This window comes from Vreelandella indica, assembly GCF_037070225.1.
Classification (GTDB): Bacteria; Pseudomonadota; Gammaproteobacteria; order Pseudomonadales; family Halomonadaceae; genus Vreelandella; species Vreelandella arctica.
This window is the reverse complement of record NZ_JBANSO010000020.1, coordinates 13,272-30,533: the sequence shown is the minus strand read 5'-3', so window position 1 is coordinate 30,533 and position 17,262 is coordinate 13,272. Positions and strand designations below refer to the sequence as shown.

Genomic DNA, 17,262 nt, shown 5'->3' with positions numbered 1-17,262 from the left:
ATTTCCATCGCTCATTAGTTGCATAGCGCTAAAAGAGTCACTGCACTATTAACTGTCAGTATGCTTCGCTCCCTAAACATTTAGGGAGCGAAGCCTTTTGTTTGGCAGTTCGAACCTGCAAGCACTTTGAATAACCATGCCCCTACTCTCTTTGATGAACCCTTCACATAGGTGGCGTACGCCATGATTGCCTTTTTAATCAAGCGGCTGATGCACGCGATTTTGGTGATGTTTGTCATCAGCGTGCTGGCCTTCGCCATTCAGGACAACCTGGGTGACCCCGTACAGCAGATGGTCGGCCAGTCAGTGCCGGAAAGCGAACGCGAAGAAATTCGTGAGCGCTTAGGCCTGAATGATCCTTTCCTGGTGCAATACGCGCGCTTCGCTAAAAATGCCGTTCAAGGTGATTTTGGCTACTCCTACTTTTACCGCGAACCAGCGTTAGAAGTTATCGCCCGTCACTTACCCGCCACCTTGGAGCTGGTATTTGCGTCGACGCTGATAATTGTGCTGTTTTCAGTCCCTATCGGGGTATATAGCGCTATTAAGCCGCGATCACCGATATCGCGCTTATTTATGGGCGTATCGATCATCGGTATTTCAATCCCCGTGTTTCTTACCGCGATCGTGCTTATTCAAATTTTCGCGATTGGCGTTACCGTAACGCTATTCCCAGAAAGTACCGGCTGGGGCGCCTGGCTGAATGACTTCTTCTCTACCGAAGGCAATATGCCCTCCTTTGGCCGAGGCTATGATCTGGTGAATGTGGTGGGTGACTGGGACACCAATTTAGCCACCTGGAACGGCTTACAGCATCTAGTATTACCGGCTGTCTCCTTGGCCTCTATCATGCTGCCGCTGTTTATTCGCCTTATCCGTGCCGAGATGATGGAAGTCCTACAGTCTGAGTACGTGAAGTACGCCCGCGCCAAGGGTATCTCTATGCGTCGCGTGTATTTCGTTCATGCACTCAAGAACACCATGCTACCGGTGATTACCGTGGGCGGTGTACAGATCGGCACCATGGTGGCCTATACCATCCTGACCGAGACCGTTTTCCAATGGCCGGGCATGGGCCTGATGTTTTTGGATGCGATCAACCGCGCTGATATTCCGCTAATTGTGACCTACCTGATGATTGTCGGCGTTATTTTTGTGGTCACCAATACGATTGTGGATCTGATCTACGGTCTAGTGAACCCCACCGTTAAACTGACTGGGAAGCCCGCATGAGCAACACACGTAATTCTTCACAAGCGAGCGCTTCACCCGGCCGCTGGGAGCGCCTCCGCGACTCCTATATGTGGTACAGCTTCAAGCGTGACCGCACCGCCCAGCTCTGCCTGGCCGTGTTTATTTGTATGGTTATCGCCGCTTTTGCCTCACCGCTGTTGGCGCCGACGGATCCTTACGACCTCGCCCAAATCGATATTATGGCTTCAGAGCTGCCGCCCTTCTGGATTGAGGGGGCCGATGAGCGCTACTCCTTAGGCACCGACGCCCAGGGCCGTGATTTATGGTCGATTGTGCTGTACGGCACACGCGTTTCGCTGTTAATCGGCTTTGGCGCGGTCATTTTGCAAGCGCTGCTGGGGGTCACTTTCGGCCTCATGGCGGGCTATCTTGGCGGCCGTGTCGATACTATATTGATGCGGCTGGCGGATATTCAGCTCTCCTTCTCGACGTTAATGGTCGCTATCGTGGTAGGCGCCTTGGTTAAAGCGACCATGGGCAGCGCCTTCTATAGCCAATACGCAGTGATGATGCTGATCCTGATTATCGGCCTGGCCGAATGGCCGCAGTATGCCCGCACTGTACGCGCCTCGGTGCTGGCAGAGAAAAACAAAGAGTACGTAGATGCTGCCCGTGTAATGGGACTGCGCAGCAAGCGCATTATGTTCCGCCACGTGCTGCCCAACACCATGTCGCCGATCTTCGTTATCTCGACCGTACAGATTGCCAACGCGATTATTTCTGAAGCAGCCCTGTCGTTTCTGGGCCTGGGTATGCCGGAAACGCATCCATCTCTGGGCTCGTTGATTAAATCAGGCTTTGACTACATCCAGTCAGGCTCCTGGTGGATTACGTTAATTCCAGGTGCGGTACTGGTGGTGCTGGTGCTGTCGATCAATCTACTCGGTGATTGGCTGCGTGATGTCATGAACCCACGACTCTACAAAGGCTGAGGACACCATGGCACTACTTGAAGTCAATAATCTTGATGTCCGCTTTGCGCTGCGCCAGGGTGAAGTCCACGCCTTGCGGGACATTAGTTTCAGCCTTGAGCGCGGTGAGCGTTTGGGCATTGTCGGTGAATCTGGCGCAGGTAAATCCGTCGCGGCTTTTTCGCTACTCAATTTAATCGCTAAGCCAGGCTTTATTGCGGGCGGTACTGTCAACTTTGACGGCCAAGTGCTCAACCGCATGTCCGAGCGCGGCCTGCGCAAAGTGCGCGGTAATCGCATCTCGATGATTTTCCAAGATCCGATGATGACGCTCAACCCGGTGCTCTCCATTGGCGAGCAAATGGTCGAGTGCTTGAAAGCGCACCGGCGTATTTCCTCCAAAGAAGCCCGCGCGATTGCCTTGGATAAGCTGCAACAGGTGCAAATTCCCTCACCGGAAACGCGTTTGGATCAGTACCCTCACGAGCTATCCGGCGGTATGCGCCAGCGGATTATTATCGCCATTGCGCTGCTGCTCGACCCGGACATTATCATTGCCGACGAGCCGACCACGGCGCTTGACGTGACGATTCAAGCCGAAATCATGGCGCTGCTGCTTGAACTCTGCGAGCAGCACAACGTAGGCCTGATTCTCATTACTCACGACCTGGGCGTGGTCAGCCAGGTCACCCAACGCATGCTGGTCATGTACGCGGGCCGGGTGATCGAGCAAGGGCCGACACGGGAAATCATTAATGACCCGCAACACCCCTATACCCAAGGGCTAATCAACGCCTTGCCGCAGATGGCAACGCCAGGCGAAAAGCTCAACCAGATTCGTGGCAGTATGCCATCGCTTTCTAACCTGCCAAGCGGCTGCGCGTTTCATCCACGCTGCGATTTTATCAATCGCGCCGATGGCCAGCCCCGCCCCGCCTGCACCCAGCAAGTGCCCGAATTTGTTGAGTCCGGCAATTGCCGCGTGGCGTGCCACATGGTGGCTGAAATGCTTGAAGACCGCCGTATGAAGGAGGAAACCTCATGAGTGCGCACGCTGAGGCCATGACGGAAAACCCTATGCCTACTCCTCGTCAGAACGAAGAGAGTGCTGATTCGCTGCTGCAGATCCGCGATTTGAAAAAGCGCTTCTCTCTCTCGGGTGATTTCCTTGATCAACTGCGCTTCAAGGGCGGCAAGCTGGTACGGCATCAAGAGCACGTCCATGCTATTAACGGCGTGAATCTGGACATCAAACGCGGTGAAGCACTGTGTGTGGTGGGCGAATCCGGCTGCGGTAAGTCCACCGTAGCGCGTACGGTGATGGGGCTTTTGACACCCTCGGAAGGCGAGATTCGCTACGATGGCCAACGTATCGATAATTTAAGCTCGCGTCAGTTGCTGCCGTATCGCAAGCGTATGCAGATGATTTTCCAGAACCCTTATGCGTCGCTTAACCCACGCATGACCATTCAGCAAACCTTGGAAGAGCCGCTGCGCCTGCATCACCCTGACTGGAAGCGGCCAAAAATCCTCGAAAAGGTTGAAGAAGTGATGCACTCAGTGGGTATTGATCCCGACTGGGGCAAGCGTTTTGGCCACGAGTTCTCGGGTGGTCAACGTCAGCGTATCGCGATTGCCCGTGCCCTGGCCGTGGATCCTGAATTCATCGTCGCCGATGAGCCTATTTCTGCCCTCGACGTCTCGATTCAAGCCCAGGTGCTCAACCTGCTAATGGAAGCTCAGCAAGAGCGCAACCTGACCTATCTGTTCATCACTCACGATTTAGCCGTGGTCGAGCATTTTGGCACCCATGTGGCGGTGATGTACTTGGGTACGGTGTGTGAAATTGCCACGACGGCCACGCTGTTTGAAAAGCCGCGCCACCCTTACACCCAAGCGCTGCTCTCGGCGATCCCGCGCTTAAAGGATGACCGCCCTCAGCATATTCGTCTATCCGGTGAAGTACCGACCCCGGTTAATTTGCCCAGTGGCTGCGTGTTTCATGGCCGCTGCCCGCATGCTAATGCACGCTGTAAGCAAGAGATTCCTCTTTTGCAAACACAGGATGACGGAACCCGTGTCGCATGCCACGCTGTTGAAGAGGGGCGCCTATGAGTAGGGTCCCCTTTACAATACAGCGAGCCAAGTCGCTGAGAGGTAGAGCATGGAAATTCGCTGGCTAGAAGATTTTATCGCCCTGGCCAGAACGCGGCACTTCTCTCGCGCAGCAGATGATCAACACGTTACCCAGCCCACCTTCTCCCGGCGGATTAAATTGCTTGAGGAGGAGATGGGCGTAACGCTGATTAACCGTCAAACGTTACCCCTCTCGCTCACGCCCGCTGGTGAGGAGTTTTTAACCCTGTGTGAACAGGTGACCGAGCGAGAGCGGCTTACGCGAGACCGAGTGCGTGAAATCAATGCTGGCCAGCAGCGGCGTATTATGGTGGCGGCGCCGCAGAGCCTGTTGCCGCATTTTTTGCCTGAATGGCTTGCCTCTACAGGCTGGCAAGACCGCGTACAGCCCTATTTGCGGGCTACCGGCTGGGTAGCTAACGACTATTTTCAAGCGTTAGCGCGGGCCGAGTGCGACCTTGCCATCTGCTACTGGCCAATTGGGCGCTGCGACCTGGATATTGATACCAGTGCCTGCACCTACCGGGTAATCGGTCATGAAAGGCTGATTCCGGTGACTGGGTTAAATGCAGAGGGAGCATCCTGTGCGTTGCTACCAGGGTCGCGCCATCAACCAGCGCCTTGGCTTGCTTACCCAAAGCGCGGCTTGCTTGGCTCAGCCGTTAAAGCCCATTTGGCTAGGTTGCCGCAGAGCACTTACTTAACTGCACAGAGTGAAAATCTCTACGCGGCAGGCATTAAAGAGCTGGTGCTGCTTGGCTATGGCATGAGCTGGCTGCCTGAGCGCAACGTGGCCGCAGAGCTTGCTCAAGGTACGCTGGTAAGAGCAGGCGATAGCCGTTGGGATGTGCCGATGGAACTACGGCTCTATCGCCATCAAAGCCACCACCACGCTGAACTCGACGGTTTCTGGAGTGAACTCGCCACTCCACGCACTTGAAGTCGTCTTTGAGAAAGCTTACTTAAGAAAGGACACGGTTTGCATGTCGAGCACTCTTTTTAACTTGCAACTCGATCATATAGCCCACCTTCAGCGCGCCTATGCGTCGATGTTGAGCGAACATGGATTAGATAGCCTAGCGATTTACAGTGGTCATGCCAGCGTGCATTTTGCTGACGATCATACGCCCCCCTTTCAGACTTACGGCCATTTCATGCACTGGGTGGGCTTAGCCGATGTACAGCATAGTTGGCTGATTATTCAGCCAGAAAAACGCCCACAGCTATACTTGTATGCACCCGCTGATTTTTGGCATTTACCCACTCATCTTCCCGAAGAGCCTTGGGTGACCGCCTTCGATGTTCACTTTTGCAGCGACAAAATCACACCACCCTTGATCGGTAATGCGGCCATTATCGGCGATACTGACCAACTCTCAGCTAGTCATCAGCAGACGATGCACGCCGAACGTCAGCCTGAGCAACTGGTGAATTCACTGGATGAATTGCGGCTATTTAAAACGCCCTATGAGATTGCCTGTATTCGTGAAGCCAACCGCCTAGCGATAGCGGGCCATCAAGCAGCGCAAGCAGCGTTTATTGGCGCCTCCGGTGAACTGGATATTCAATTGGCTTACTTAGGTGCCAGTCGTCAGCGCGAATCAAACGTACCTTACCAAAACATCATCGGTTTAAATGAACACGCAGGGGTACTGCATTACCAGCATTACGACCTAAATGCGCCTAAACGGCGTTACAGCCTGCTAGTAGATGCTGGACGTCGGTTTCGAGGTTACTGCGCTGATATTACTCGCGCCTACGCTGGCCCCGATGCACCTGCAGCGTTTGGCGAACTGGTCACAGCCATGCATGATTTGAAAGATGAGCTTGTGAAAGGTGTGGCGCCAGGCGTTAGCTTTATTGCCCTACATGAGCAAATGCATCAACAGCTAGCTGATATATTGGTGGACCACAGGCTATTCAAAGGCACCGCAGAGCAAGCGGTTGCTGAAGGCGTAACACGAGCCTTCTGCCCTCATGGGTTAGGTCATTCGCTGGGCCTGCAAGTACACGATGTAGCTGGATTGCGTCACCCAGACGGCACGCCAGCACCTGCCCCAGAAAAGCACCCAGCACTGCGGTTAACGCGTACGCTGCGCCCAGGTATGGTCGTGACCATAGAGCCAGGGCTCTATTTTATCACTATGCTGCTCGCCCCTCTGCGTAGCACATCACTGCCCATTAACTGGCTACTAATTGATCAGCTCTCACCCTGTGGCGGCATCCGCATTGAAGATAACATCGCGGTCACAGAAAGCGGTTTTGATAATCTAACGTAATGCGCTATTTTTCCGCTCCCTAAACGAGCAACGCCCGGCAAAAGGCCGGGCGTTGGATAACCACAAAACATGTCAGTACTCGATTAGAAGCGGTAAGTAACACCGCCGCCAATAGTAACCGGTTCAATGTCGACTTCACCGCCAACGTTGATATCGGCGTTCACATCCGCGTAGCTTGCGTAGCCATTCAGCATGATGTTATCAGTCACGGCCAGATCAATACCCACCTGACCAATGGCGCCGTAGCTTTCATCAACGCTCAAGCCGCTCGGCTCGCTGGAGAAATGTGTGTAGTTAAGACCAGCACCTACGTAAGGCTGCACGCGTGAATCCAAGCCGCCCAGCGGGTAGTAGTTAACCAGCAGGTTAACCGGCAAGCGATCAATACTGCCCGCTCCCACACCGGCTACACTCAAGTCGTGCTCGAATTCTTCGGAGCTGTTCAGCTCAACACCGACCTTATCGGTAAACAGGTAACCCACGCCATAGGTTAATCCGCGCGCTTCATCAACACTTAATGAATCACCGGCTACATTGCCATTATCTGAACCCGTATCCGTCTGGGCAACGCCGCCACGGACAAATACATCGCCAGCGTTATAAGCAAGAGCTGCAGAGCTTGCCAGAGTGAAACCAGCAGTGATTACAGCGGCAGAAATCAGTTTCATATTACTCATCAGGGTCGTCCTCATTATGCAGCGCGCAGTTCCTTGCGCTTAGGGATTGCGATTCTTGCTATCCAACTTCCTATACAGTATATAGTATAAAAACAGTGTTTCCAAATATCTTGTGAAATATTAATATAAGTAAATTAGCCCTGATGTTTTTTTAGGCATAAAAAAAGTCCCCCGAAGGGGACCCAGGTGGAGCACGCCAGCTCACTCGATGTATCGTGCGGCTAAACCGCAACGATGTAGCAAAGAAGGGAAAGCACCAGCTCAATCATAGGTCGCTCTATTCATTTGCTGCTTACTCTTTATATTGCGAACGGCGTGCCACTATATTTTTAATATATATAAAACAATTACTTATAAAATTCAAGGGCAATTCAACATTTAAATAGCGCTTTCACACACTGCAAAGCGCACCAACAACGCGCATTTTACTGGCTGATTGCCTCAAAACGAGACATGGTTACTGACAAACTTGATTTCGACCACCACGTTTAGCGCGGTATAGCGCTTCGTCTGCTGTCACAAGCAGCCTTTCCCGTTCCTCATCTAGCACATCGACACTACATACCATCCCCGCTGAAAGCGTACAGGCAAACTCAATGTCGCCTTGTCTAAAGCGCAAGCGTGAAAAATATTCCCGTATGTTTTCCAGTTTTTTCCACCCATCCTCTGCTTCACAATATGGAAGAACGACTAAAAATTCCTCGCCCCCATAGCGACCTATGATGTCCGTTTGACGCAAACGCTGACGCAGGAGTGTGGCAACAGAAGCAATTACGACATCGCCTACCGCATGACCGTACGTATCGTTAACTTTTTTGAAATGGTCAATATCTATCATCGCTACTACTACTGGGTACTGCTGCCGGTAGGCACGAGCAATTTCGTTGATGGTGGCGCTTTTATGCTCAAACCTCGCGGGTTAGATGACAGCACATATAATTTATCGGGAATTGTGCAGCTAAGCTTAATTAATTAGTCTAAATGTATGCATTAATTCATCGGCTGTCGCTGGTTGTATCGATATTTCACATTCAGACGGCTGCTACTTTCAGCCGCGCCACCCACTATGGAAAACATTGATGACCACACCTCAAACCATCTATATCACTGGCGGAGCCCAGGGAATTGGCCTCGGTATCGCCCACACGCTGCTCACCGACGGCTACCGCGTCGCCATTACCGACATTGATGAAGAAGCTTTAAGCGCAGCCTCTGAGCGGTTGCCCCACCGTGAGAACCTGCTAACACTAATGGCGGATGCCAGCGATGAGGCGCAGGTAGCTAGCAGCCTCGAAAAAGCCACCAGCCATTTTGGCCAGTTAAACGGCATCGTTCATAACGCAGGTATTGCAGACCCCTTCAATGGCCCGGTGGAGCAGCTTTCGCTAGAGACATGGCAGGCCTACTTAAACACCAACCTCACCGGCGCCTTTTTGTGTGCCAAACATGGCGCTCCCTACTTACGCCCGCACGGTGGCAGCTTGGTGCTCATGGCCTCTTCCCGTGCACTTCAATCCGAGCCGGATACCGAAGCCTACGCCGCCAGCAAAGGCGGTATCGTCGCCCTTACTCATGCGCTGGCCATCAGCCTCGGCCCTGATATTCGCGTTAACGCCATCAGCCCTGGCTGGATTGAAGTTGGCGACTGGCAAAAGCCCAGCCGCCAGCAACCTGTGGAGCACCGTGCCGTTGACCTCGAGCAGCACCCGGTGGGGCGGGTTGGCACCCCCGAAGATATTGCCGCGCTCACCCGCTTTCTACTCTCCAAAGAGGCAGGCTTTATCACCGGCCAAAATTTTGTGGCCGATGGCGGTATGACGCGCAAAATGATCTATGCCGAGTAGCGGCACCGCCCATCAAAAAGATCCCATTAAAAAAGGCCATCCGCGGATGGCCTTTCGCTTTTCAAGAACGTACCGCTAAGGCGTGACGATAATCTTCACCTGCGCCTTATCGCTCAACAGGGCTTCGAAGCCCTCCTCCACGATATCCGCCAGCGGAATGCGTTGAGTGACCATATCCTCGGCGCGGAAGTAGCCCCGCTGCATCAGCGCCATCACCGCCGGGTACACATGACGATAGGCAATAATGCCTTTCATGGTGCGCTCTTTAATCACCAAGTCGTTGGGGTGAAAGCTGGCCTCTCCCTCCCAAATACTCACCACCACCACTTCGCCGCCCTCGTGAGTGCTGTGCAGCGCTTGGTTGAGCACGGCGGGAATGCCGGTCACTTCGAAGGCCACGTCCACCCCGCCGCCGCTCAAGGCGTGAAGCTTTTCCACCGCGTTTTCTTGCTGCGGGTCGACAACAATGGCTCCCAGCGCTTCGGCTTTAGCCTTACGGGATGGCGCAACTTCCACCGCATAAATCTGTGCAGCCCCTGCGGCTTTAAGCGCTTCGATGGTCATTAAGCCAATCGGCCCCGCACCAAACACCACGGCGCTATCCCCGGCTTTGAGGCTGCTCTGGCGCACTGCATGCAGCGCAACCGCCGCAGGCTCTACCAGCGCCCCCTGTTCAAAGCTGAGGTCATCCGGCAGTTTGTGCACCATGTGTTCACCCATCACGGTGAACTCCGAGAATCCGCCGCCTCCGCCAGAGAGGCCGTGAAAGCCGAGCAGCGGCGTCAGGTTGTAGCGCTCCATCTGGTAAGCGCCATCCTTGTTAGGTGACAGAATCGGCTCAATGGCCACACGGTCGCCTACTTTGACCCGCGTCACTTTCTCACCAACCTCCACCACTTCGCCCGCAAACTCATGGCCCATAATGATCGGTGCCTGTTCACCGCTAATGGGGTGCGGTTTGCCTACCGGAATAAAAATCGGCCCGGCGGCATACTCGTGTAAATCGCTGCCGCAAATACCGCAGGCGGCGACTTTCACCTTTACCTCATGGGGGTCGTTGATGGTAGGCACCGGCACGTGTTCAACGCGCAGATCTTTGGCGGCATACCATACCGCGGCCTGCATCTGTTGCTGATTCGTCAACTGACTCATAAGTATCCCTTCTTGTTAATACAAATGGCTTTCAAGACACATGGTGAACCGGCTGCAGCCCATAGACAGGCGTTTCCAGCCCTTCCATACGAGCCTTTAACTGCAGCGCCAAATAGTGCGAGTAGTGCCGGGACTGGTGCAGGTTGCCGCCATGGAACCAAAGCGCTTCCTGCTGGGTGGGCTTCCACATATTGCGTAGCTCGCCTTCCCAGGGGCCGGGGTCTTTAGTGGTGTCGGAGCCCAAGCCCCAGCACTTGCCCACTTTATCCGCCACTTCCTGAGAGATAAGCCGCGCCGCCCAGCCGTTCATGGAACCGTAGCCAGTGGCATAAACGACTAAATCTGCCTCTAACTCACTGCCATCGGTAAGCGTGATGGAGTGTGAGTTGATTCGTTCGATCCCTAGGCCGCTACGTAGCTTGATATCCCCGTTGGCGACTAAATCGCAGGCGCCTACATCGATGTAGTAGCCCGAACCACGGCGCAGGTACTTCAAGAACAGGCCGGATTCATCGTCGCCAAAATCGAGCATAAAGCCCGCGTCTTCGAGCTTTTGATAGAACTCAGCGTCGCGTTGTTTAATGGCATCAAACGCCGGGCGCTGGAAATCGGGCAACACCTTATAAGGAATCGAGGCAAACAGCAGGTCGGCTTTTTCGTGGGTCAACCCGCCAGCTACCGCCTCTTCCGAATAAAGCGGCCCCAGCACTTCTTCCATCAATGAGTCCGACTTAACGATATGGGTCGAGGAGCGCTGGAGCATGGTGACATCGGCATCGTGCTCCCAGAGCGCGGCGGCAATATCGTGAGCCGAGTTATTCGAGCCCACGATCACGCACTTTTTGCCCGCGTAAGCATCCGGCCCTGGGTGCTGGCTGGAGTGCTGCTGCTCGCCTTTAAAGCTCTCCGCCCCTGGGAACTGAGGCACGTTAGGTACCCCGGACATACCGGTGGCCATCACCAGCTGTTTCGGACGTAGCGTGATCTCCTCGCCGTTACGCTTCACGTTTACGATCCACTCGCCTGCGGCTTCATCGAAGCGTGCATTCTGACACTCGGTGGCACTCCAATAATTGAGCTCCATCACGTTTGTGTACATTTCCAGCCAATCGCCCACCTTGTCTTTCGGTGCAAACACCGGCCAGTTCTCCGGGAAGGGGATATAGGGCAGGTGGTCGTACCACACAGGATCGTGCAGGCAGAGCGATTTATAGCGGTTGCGCCAGGAGTCCCCCGCGCGCTCATTGCGCTCGATGATAATGGTCGGCACGCCCATCTGCTTTAGCCGCGCCCCCAGGCCAATTCCACCCTGGCCGCCACCGATAATCACGCAGTAGGGCTGCTGTGTGTAGCCCAGTTCGGCTTCCTCGCGCTCCCGCGCTTCCAGCCAGGTTTCCCGCTGTTTGTTGGCACCGTGCTCTGCCCCTTTTGGCCGGTGGTGATTGCGCGGCTCTGGAAAATCATCCAGCGCCTGCATGGTGGTGAGCAGTGTCCAGCACTTGCCGCTCTTCAGGCGCAAGTAACCCTTGCCGCTAGCCACGGCTGTTTTAAAGGTGAACCACCCCTCAACGGTATCGCCGTTTTCGCTAGCCTCCCCTTCCAGCTGCCACTGGGTGGGCTGGGTATGGGCCAGCGTGGCATCGAGCATCGCCTGGATATCATCTTTGCCTTCGCAGGTTTTTAAATTCCAGGTAAAGGTAAGAAAGTCACGCCAATAGCACTCGTCGTTAAACAGCGATAGCACACGCTGAATATCTTGCGCTTGCAGCGCCTCATCAAAATCATGCAGCCATGCGTTGACGGTGCTGGTAGCGTTTTGTGGTGTGCGTACTTGTGTGTCAGTCATCGCGGGTGCTCCAGGGTCGTTGTTGTTGAATTGTCGATAAGACATCCAATCCTAAGCACCCGCCGTGCCAAATACGCCAAACTATCAATAAGCAATTGAAAAATAAAAACAATTCAGCTTAATCTGCTTTCGCTAAGGCGTTGTAAAACACGTACACCTGTCACGCCGTTTACAGTCAAATGTTACAGGTGTAACGCACGACTAACGGCGTAATACACTCACGTTGACACCACCCTCAGAGCGCATAGGCTTGAAGAACAACAACAAGCCCCAGAGCGTAAAACGCCATGCCCACTCAGTCGCCACCTGCACGGCTTCAATCCGTTCAGCGCCAGCATATCGAGCATATTTTCCAGCTCGGCGAAGGCTTGGAAATACCACAGCTACCGGCTCAACCCATGATTCGGCGCTCCTGGCTGCGCTGCCTGAACGAGTACCAGCTCGACCCCACGCAGCCACGCCCTGCCCGCGTGGTGCCTCAGCAAACACTCATAGAACATCGTGAATCCGTCGATGAGCTGCTGCACGTTGCCCGCGCCGGGGTCGAGCAGCTTTACGGGCAAATCGCCCAACTGGGCTACGTGCTGCTGCTCACCGACCATCGCGGCATTACCGTCGAGTTTCGCGGCAACCCAAATCAAGACCAGCAGCTGCGCAAAGCGGGCCTCTATTTAGGTGCCGATTGGGACGAGCGCTTCGCGGGGACCTGCGCAGTAGGCACCTGCCTGTACGACCGCCAAGCGATCATTTGCCACCGTCAGGAGCACTTCGACGCTACGCACATATCATTGACCTGCACCGCCGCCCCCATCGCCGACCCGCAGGGCAACGTGATGGCCGTGCTGGATATCTCGGCGCTGCAATCGCCTGCCCAGCATGAAAGCCAGAATTTCAGCCTATCGCTGGTCACGCTTTACGCCCGCATGATCGAAGACGCCTACTTCCTTCAGCGTTACCGCGACTGTTTGATGGTGCGCCTGGACACCTCCCGAGAGTTTGTCCATGTGAATGGCCGCGGCCTGATCGCCATTGAGGAGAACGGCCAAGTGATCGCCGCCAATGCCGTTGGCCGTGAACTGATCGCCGACCATCAGCGCCGCTGGCCGCCTTGGGCTGCACAACACGCGACCATGCTCAGCGAGTTGTTTGAATGCGAGATTACCGATGTATTGAGTATTAATAGCGCCACTGATGACCAGCTTCGTGCGTTCCGTGCCCGCGCCAGCAACGCCATCTACTTTATTAGCCTTCTGGAGCCCCGCAGGCCGCGCACTGCCCCACCGAATAAGACAACTACCACGCAGCCCAAGCCGCTAGCACGGCTAGGTGCTGACGACCCCGCCATACGCAAGCTGCAAAAACTGGCCGAACGGCTGCGTAACGAAGCCAGTGTCAACGTGCTGATCAGCGGTGAAACCGGTACAGGTAAAGAGGTCGTCGCCCGCGCCCTGCACGACAGCGGCAACCGAGCAAAAGGGCCTTTTATTGCGGTGAACTGTGCTGCCATTCCCGAAGCGCTGATTGAGAGCGAGCTATTCGGCTACGAACCCGGCGCATTTACTGGCGGGCGTGCCAAAGGCATGCGCGGGCTCATCCCCCAGGCCCATGGCGGCACGCTGTTTTTAGATGAGATTGGCGATATGCCGCTGGCCCTGCAAACCCGCCTGCTACGGGTACTCGCCGAGCGTGAAGTGATGCCGCTGGGGGCGAACAAACCCGTCAAGGTCGACCTCCGCGTGATCACTGCCACCCATCGCCATATCGACAAGTTGATTGAGGAGGGAGCCTTCCGCGAAGACCTCTACTACCGCTTAAACGGCGCCCAGCTGCGCCTGCCACCACTGCGCGAGCGGGCCGACAAGCTCTACGTGATTCGTCAGGTGTTTAGCGATGTGGTCAGCGAGCGCGGCGGCAGCCAATCGCCCCGCCTACGGGCCGATGCCATCAGCGCCCTGCTCGCCTACGCCTGGCCCGGCAATATTCGTCAGCTTAAAAACGCCCTGGCGTTTGCCTTAGTGACTGCCGAGAGTGATGAAATCACCGTTTACGACTTGCCTGAACAGTGCCTGAGCCAGCGCATTACCCACACGCCTTCGCTAGCCTCGAATGCAAGCGAGTCAACGGATAGGCACCTCGTCACACAGCTTCAGCAGCATCAGTGGAACATCAGCGCCGTCGCCCGCGAATTGGGCGTTTCACGGCCAACAGTGTATCGGCAAATGCAGCGCCAGGGCATCGTGCCACCGAATAAGGCCTGACGGCTGACGGCCCTACCGCTTGGCCTGGGCGGCCAGCCTCACGTACACTTGTTTGAATCTTATTTCTATTATGCTTCCGACAAGCCGAGGCCCGTTATGGCGTTTGACTCCACCTCTTCGTATATCGCAACCGATGCACTCAAGCAGGCGGTAAATGCCGCCGTGGTGCTTGAGCGGCCGCTTCTCATCAAAGGCGAGCCGGGCACCGGCAAAACGCTGCTGGCTGAAGAGTTGGCTGAATCTCTCGATACGCAGTTGATCACCTGGCACATCAAATCCAGCACCAAGGCGGCTCAAGGGCTGTATGAGTACGATGCGGTAAGCCGTCTGCGGGATTCCCAGCTGGGCGTGGAAGGTGTCGAGAACGTCGCTAACTACATCAAGCCCGGTAAACTCTGGGAAGCCTTTACCGCTGGCGAGCGCGTGGTGTTGCTGATCGATGAAATCGATAAAGCCGATATCGAATTTCCCAACGACCTGCTCCAGGAGTTGGATCGTATGGAATTCCACGTTTACGAAACCGGCGAAACCATCCGTGCCGAGCAGCGCCCGATCATTGTTATCACCTCCAACAACGAAAAAGAGCTGCCGGATGCCTTTCTGCGCCGCTGCTTTTTTCACTACATCGAATTCCCCGACCGCGAGACCATGCAGGCGATTGTCGATGTTCACTTTCCAGATATCGCCCCCAAGCTGGTCAGCGAAGCGTTAGAAGTGTTTTTCGAGCTTCGCAAGGCGCCCGGCCTTAAGAAAAAGCCTTCCACCTCCGAGCTGGTCGACTGGCTCAAACTGCTGATGGCCGACGAGCTGGCGCAAGAAGCACTCTATAACCGCGACCCAGCAAAGGCCTTGCCGCCCATGGCTGGTGCCTTGGTCAAGAATGAGCAGGACACCCAGTTGCTCGAGCGCTTGGCATTCATGATGCGCCGCCAGAAGAACACAGGGCGATAAGCCATGTTTATTGGCCTATTCGAAACGTTAAAGCGCGCGGGCGTGCCCGTCTCACTGCGCGAGCTTTTAGATCTTCATGCCGTAGTGGAGCGCGGCGTGGTGTTCGCCGATATGGAGGCGTTTTATCAGGTAGCGCGCACGGTGATGGTGAAAGATGAGCGCCACTTCGACCGTTTTGATCGCGCCTTCGCCGCCTGGTTTAAAGGCCTTGAGGACATGGACGCCGCCATTGAGGCGCTGATCCCCGATGACTGGCTGCGCCGCGAGTTTGAAAAACAGCTCACCGATGAAGAAAAAGCCAAGATAGAATCCCTGGGCGGCCTCGAAGAGCTTATCGAGACGTTTAAAAAACGCCTGGAAGAGCAGAAAGAGCGCCACGCAGGCGGCAACAAGTGGATCGGTACCGGCGGCACCAGCCCCTTTGGCGCCTACGGCTACAACCCGGAAGGCATTCGTATTGGCCAGGATGGCTCGCGCCACCGCCGCGCCACCAAGGTGTGGGACGAGCGGCGCTTTCGGGATTATGATGACTCGCTGGAGCTAGGCACCCGCAATATCAAGATGGCGCTCCGGCGGCTGCGCAAGTTTGCCCGCCAGGGCGCGCAGGACGAGTTCGATGTGGATAGCACCATCCGCGAAACCGCCAAAGATGCTGGGCTGCTCAACGTGCAGATGCGCCCCGAGCGCCACAACGCCGTTAAAGTGCTGCTGTTTTTGGACGTGGGCGGATCGATGGATGACCATATTCGCGTGTGTGAAGAGCTATTCTCGGCGGCCCGCTCCGAGTTTAAACACCTAGAGCACTACTACTTCCATAACTGCCTATATGAAGGTGTCTGGAAAAATAACATGCGCCGGGGCAACGAGCGCATTCCAACGATGGATGTGCTGCATACTTACGGTGCAGATTACCAAGTGGTGATCGTAGGCGACGCCGCGATGTCACCCTACGAAGTCTCTCATCCGGGCGGCAGCGTTGAGCATTTTAATGACGAAGCGGGCGGCGTTTGGCTAAAGCGCCTATGCGACACGTTCCCACGTTTGGCATGGCTTAACCCTTTGCCGCCCCGCGCCTGGGAGTACACCTATTCGACCACGCTCATTCGCGAGATTATCGAAGACCGTATGTACCCCATGACGCTTGAAGGGTTAGAAACCGCCATGCGCGAACTCGCCAAAAAATAAAGGTGGCATTAGCAGCAGGCTCAGGCAGCGCTGCGTGTCTTCTTATACCTTAAAGGGACGCAGGAAAATCGTTTAAGCCTTTTAAAAATGCCTGCTTGGCCGCTTCAAAAGCTTTCGGGTTGTGTTTGAAGCGACGCAGTATCAGCGCTTCATCCAAGCTCAAGGTGGGGGCCAGTTCGCCAACGCTTTTGGCGGGATGACGCGCGCCTAAACCAATGCGCTTGCCCTCTGCCCCGCCGAACCAACGTTTGATGCCGCTCTTTTGATAAAACGCTTCTTGCTCGGCGGTATCAACGTCAACCCGCAGGGGCGCTTTCAAGGTGAGTTCGCTAATCAAGCGCTGCTGGGCGTCTGCTTGGCCCAGCGCGCAGGCGTGGGTAACCGTCATGCCGACACCTTCTTCGTCCAACACTAGTAGTGCTAACGCTTGGGGCTTACCCTGGGCGTCAACGGCAGCAAATAATCGCGCCGCTTCTTGCGGAAAGAACACGCTGCAGGTGCCGGTAAACACGACCAGCGGCGTTAGACCGGCCTCTTGTCCGTAAACCTCAGCGCATAATCGCGCCAAGCAGGCGTTGCGCTGGGCCTCTGCGTTAACGTGTACGACCTTCATTGGAATCATCCTCGCCGACTGAAAAGCCGCAAGCCTAGAGCAATCATTGCCGTTTTGACAGTGCATTGTGCCACGCGATAGATCCATTCATTTATACTGGTACTGAACACTGCTGCCAACACCCTGTCGACAGTAACTGTAAATGTGAACATTGAC

At 55.1% G+C, this 17,262-nt stretch carries 15 protein-coding genes; 10 read left to right on the top strand and 5 right to left on the bottom strand.

Annotation, left to right across the window (positions count from 1 at the left end):
* The first annotated feature begins 183 nt into the window (after positions 1 to 183).
* The 6 genes from V8L71_RS14245 to pepQ are packed head-to-tail and all read left to right on the top strand — an operon-like array spanning position 184 to position 6,580.
* Entirely contained in the window at positions 184 to 1,233 is a 1,050-nt protein-coding gene (locus tag V8L71_RS14245; RefSeq protein WP_035557203.1) for an ABC transporter permease, read from the top strand.
* On the top strand, positions 1,230 to 2,186 hold the full coding sequence (locus V8L71_RS14240) for an ABC transporter permease (protein ID WP_336274522.1): 957 nt from the start codon (positions 1,230 to 1,232) through the stop codon (positions 2,184 to 2,186). The genes V8L71_RS14245 and V8L71_RS14240 overlap by 4 nt, the downstream gene beginning before the upstream one ends.
* Positions 2,187 to 2,193: 7 nt before the next feature.
* Positions 2,194 to 3,210 (top strand): ABC transporter ATP-binding protein, encoded by a 1,017-nt coding sequence (locus tag V8L71_RS14235; protein WP_336274521.1) that lies wholly within the window; start codon positions 2,194 to 2,196, stop codon positions 3,208 to 3,210.
* A complete protein-coding gene (locus V8L71_RS14230) occupies positions 3,207 to 4,280 on the top strand; it encodes an ABC transporter ATP-binding protein (RefSeq protein WP_431313182.1) in 1,074 nt (357 codons plus the stop codon). Before V8L71_RS14235 ends, V8L71_RS14230 begins: the two co-directional genes overlap by 4 nt.
* 49 nt (positions 4,281 to 4,329) lie before the next feature.
* Positions 4,330 to 5,241 (top strand): LysR family transcriptional regulator, encoded by a 912-nt coding sequence (locus V8L71_RS14225; protein ID WP_336274520.1) that lies wholly within the window; start codon positions 4,330 to 4,332, stop codon positions 5,239 to 5,241.
* Positions 5,242 to 5,284: 43 nt separating this feature from the next.
* On the top strand, positions 5,285 to 6,580 hold the full coding sequence (pepQ, locus tag V8L71_RS14220) for a Xaa-Pro dipeptidase (RefSeq protein WP_336274519.1): 1,296 nt from the start codon (positions 5,285 to 5,287) through the stop codon (positions 6,578 to 6,580).
* An 83-nt stretch (positions 6,581 to 6,663) separates the two neighbouring features.
* On the opposite strand, the gene V8L71_RS14215 is transcribed toward pepQ, so the two are convergent.
* Positions 6,664 to 7,257 (bottom strand): OmpW/AlkL family protein, encoded by a 594-nt coding sequence (locus tag V8L71_RS14215; RefSeq protein ID WP_336274518.1) that lies wholly within the window; start codon positions 7,255 to 7,257, stop codon positions 6,664 to 6,666.
* Positions 7,258 to 7,714: 457 nt separating this feature from the next.
* Positions 7,715 to 8,146, bottom strand: coding sequence for a GGDEF domain-containing protein (locus tag V8L71_RS14210; RefSeq protein WP_336274558.1), 432 nt, complete (start codon positions 8,144 to 8,146; stop codon positions 7,715 to 7,717).
* Between the two features lie 190 nt (positions 8,147 to 8,336).
* Between V8L71_RS14210 and V8L71_RS14205 the strand changes: the two genes are divergently transcribed.
* Positions 8,337 to 9,101 carry an SDR family oxidoreductase gene (locus V8L71_RS14205; protein WP_336274517.1) on the top strand — a complete coding sequence of 255 codons (765 nt, stop codon included), beginning with the start codon at positions 8,337 to 8,339 and terminating at the stop codon, positions 9,099 to 9,101.
* 75 nt (positions 9,102 to 9,176) lie between these two features.
* Here the strand turns inward: V8L71_RS14205 and V8L71_RS14200 are convergent, their stop codons facing one another.
* A complete protein-coding gene (locus tag V8L71_RS14200; protein WP_336274516.1) occupies positions 9,177 to 10,253 on the bottom strand; it encodes a 2,3-butanediol dehydrogenase in 1,077 nt (358 codons plus the stop codon).
* 31 nt (positions 10,254 to 10,284) lie between these two features.
* Positions 10,285 to 12,099 (bottom strand): NAD(P)/FAD-dependent oxidoreductase, encoded by a 1,815-nt coding sequence (locus tag V8L71_RS14195; protein ID WP_336274515.1) that lies wholly within the window; start codon positions 12,097 to 12,099, stop codon positions 10,285 to 10,287.
* Positions 12,100 to 12,386: 287 nt separating this feature from the next.
* Here V8L71_RS14195 and V8L71_RS14190 point away from each other — a divergent pair, with 287 nt between their 5' ends.
* The 3 genes from V8L71_RS14190 to V8L71_RS14180 all read left to right on the top strand — a co-directional run bounded on the left by V8L71_RS14190 (position 12,387) and on the right by V8L71_RS14180 (position 16,493).
* The gene (locus tag V8L71_RS14190) at positions 12,387 to 14,357 is read left to right on the top strand and encodes a sigma-54-dependent Fis family transcriptional regulator (RefSeq protein ID WP_336274514.1); all 1,971 of its coding nucleotides are present in this window, start codon (positions 12,387 to 12,389) and stop codon (positions 14,355 to 14,357) included.
* A 96-nt stretch (positions 14,358 to 14,453) separates the two neighbouring features.
* Positions 14,454 to 15,308 carry an AAA family ATPase gene (locus tag V8L71_RS14185; RefSeq protein WP_336274513.1) on the top strand — a complete coding sequence of 285 codons (855 nt, stop codon included), beginning with the start codon at positions 14,454 to 14,456 and terminating at the stop codon, positions 15,306 to 15,308.
* A gap of 3 nt (positions 15,309 to 15,311) precedes the next feature.
* The gene (locus V8L71_RS14180; protein WP_336274512.1) at positions 15,312 to 16,493 is read left to right on the top strand and encodes a vWA domain-containing protein; all 1,182 of its coding nucleotides are present in this window, start codon (positions 15,312 to 15,314) and stop codon (positions 16,491 to 16,493) included.
* A 49-nt stretch (positions 16,494 to 16,542) separates the two neighbouring features.
* Here V8L71_RS14180 and V8L71_RS14175 read toward each other — a convergent pair whose 3' ends face one another.
* On the bottom strand, positions 16,543 to 17,106 hold the full coding sequence (locus V8L71_RS14175; RefSeq protein WP_336274511.1) for a hypothetical protein: 564 nt from the start codon (positions 17,104 to 17,106) through the stop codon (positions 16,543 to 16,545).
* Positions 17,107 to 17,262: the final 156 nt, after the last annotated feature.

Bases quoted from the DNA above. Each gene is read 5' to 3' on its own strand.
- V8L71_RS14245 (WP_035557203.1), top strand. From the start codon at position 184: ATGATTGCCTTTTTAATCAAGCGGCTGATGCACGCGATTTTGGTGATG.
- V8L71_RS14240 (WP_336274522.1), top strand. From the start codon at position 1,230: ATGAGCAACACACGTAATTCTTCACAAGCGAGCGCTTCACCCGGCCGC.
- V8L71_RS14235 (WP_336274521.1), top strand. From the start codon at position 2,194: ATGGCACTACTTGAAGTCAATAATCTTGATGTCCGCTTTGCGCTGCGC.
- V8L71_RS14230 (WP_431313182.1), top strand. From the start codon at position 3,207: ATGAGTGCGCACGCTGAGGCCATGACGGAAAACCCTATGCCTACTCCT.
- V8L71_RS14225 (WP_336274520.1), top strand. From the start codon at position 4,330: ATGGAAATTCGCTGGCTAGAAGATTTTATCGCCCTGGCCAGAACGCGG.
- pepQ (WP_336274519.1), top strand. From the start codon at position 5,285: ATGTCGAGCACTCTTTTTAACTTGCAACTCGATCATATAGCCCACCTT.
- V8L71_RS14215 (WP_336274518.1), bottom strand. From the start codon at position 7,257: ATGAGTAATATGAAACTGATTTCTGCCGCTGTAATCACTGCTGGTTTC.
- V8L71_RS14205 (WP_336274517.1), top strand. From the start codon at position 8,337: ATGACCACACCTCAAACCATCTATATCACTGGCGGAGCCCAGGGAATT.
- V8L71_RS14200 (WP_336274516.1), bottom strand. From the start codon at position 10,253: ATGAGTCAGTTGACGAATCAGCAACAGATGCAGGCCGCGGTATGGTAT.
- V8L71_RS14195 (WP_336274515.1), bottom strand. From the start codon at position 12,099: ATGACTGACACACAAGTACGCACACCACAAAACGCTACCAGCACCGTC.
- V8L71_RS14190 (WP_336274514.1), top strand. From the start codon at position 12,387: ATGCCCACTCAGTCGCCACCTGCACGGCTTCAATCCGTTCAGCGCCAG.
- V8L71_RS14185 (WP_336274513.1), top strand. From the start codon at position 14,454: ATGGCGTTTGACTCCACCTCTTCGTATATCGCAACCGATGCACTCAAG.
- V8L71_RS14180 (WP_336274512.1), top strand. From the start codon at position 15,312: ATGTTTATTGGCCTATTCGAAACGTTAAAGCGCGCGGGCGTGCCCGTC.
- V8L71_RS14175 (WP_336274511.1), bottom strand. From the start codon at position 17,106: ATGAAGGTCGTACACGTTAACGCAGAGGCCCAGCGCAACGCCTGCTTG.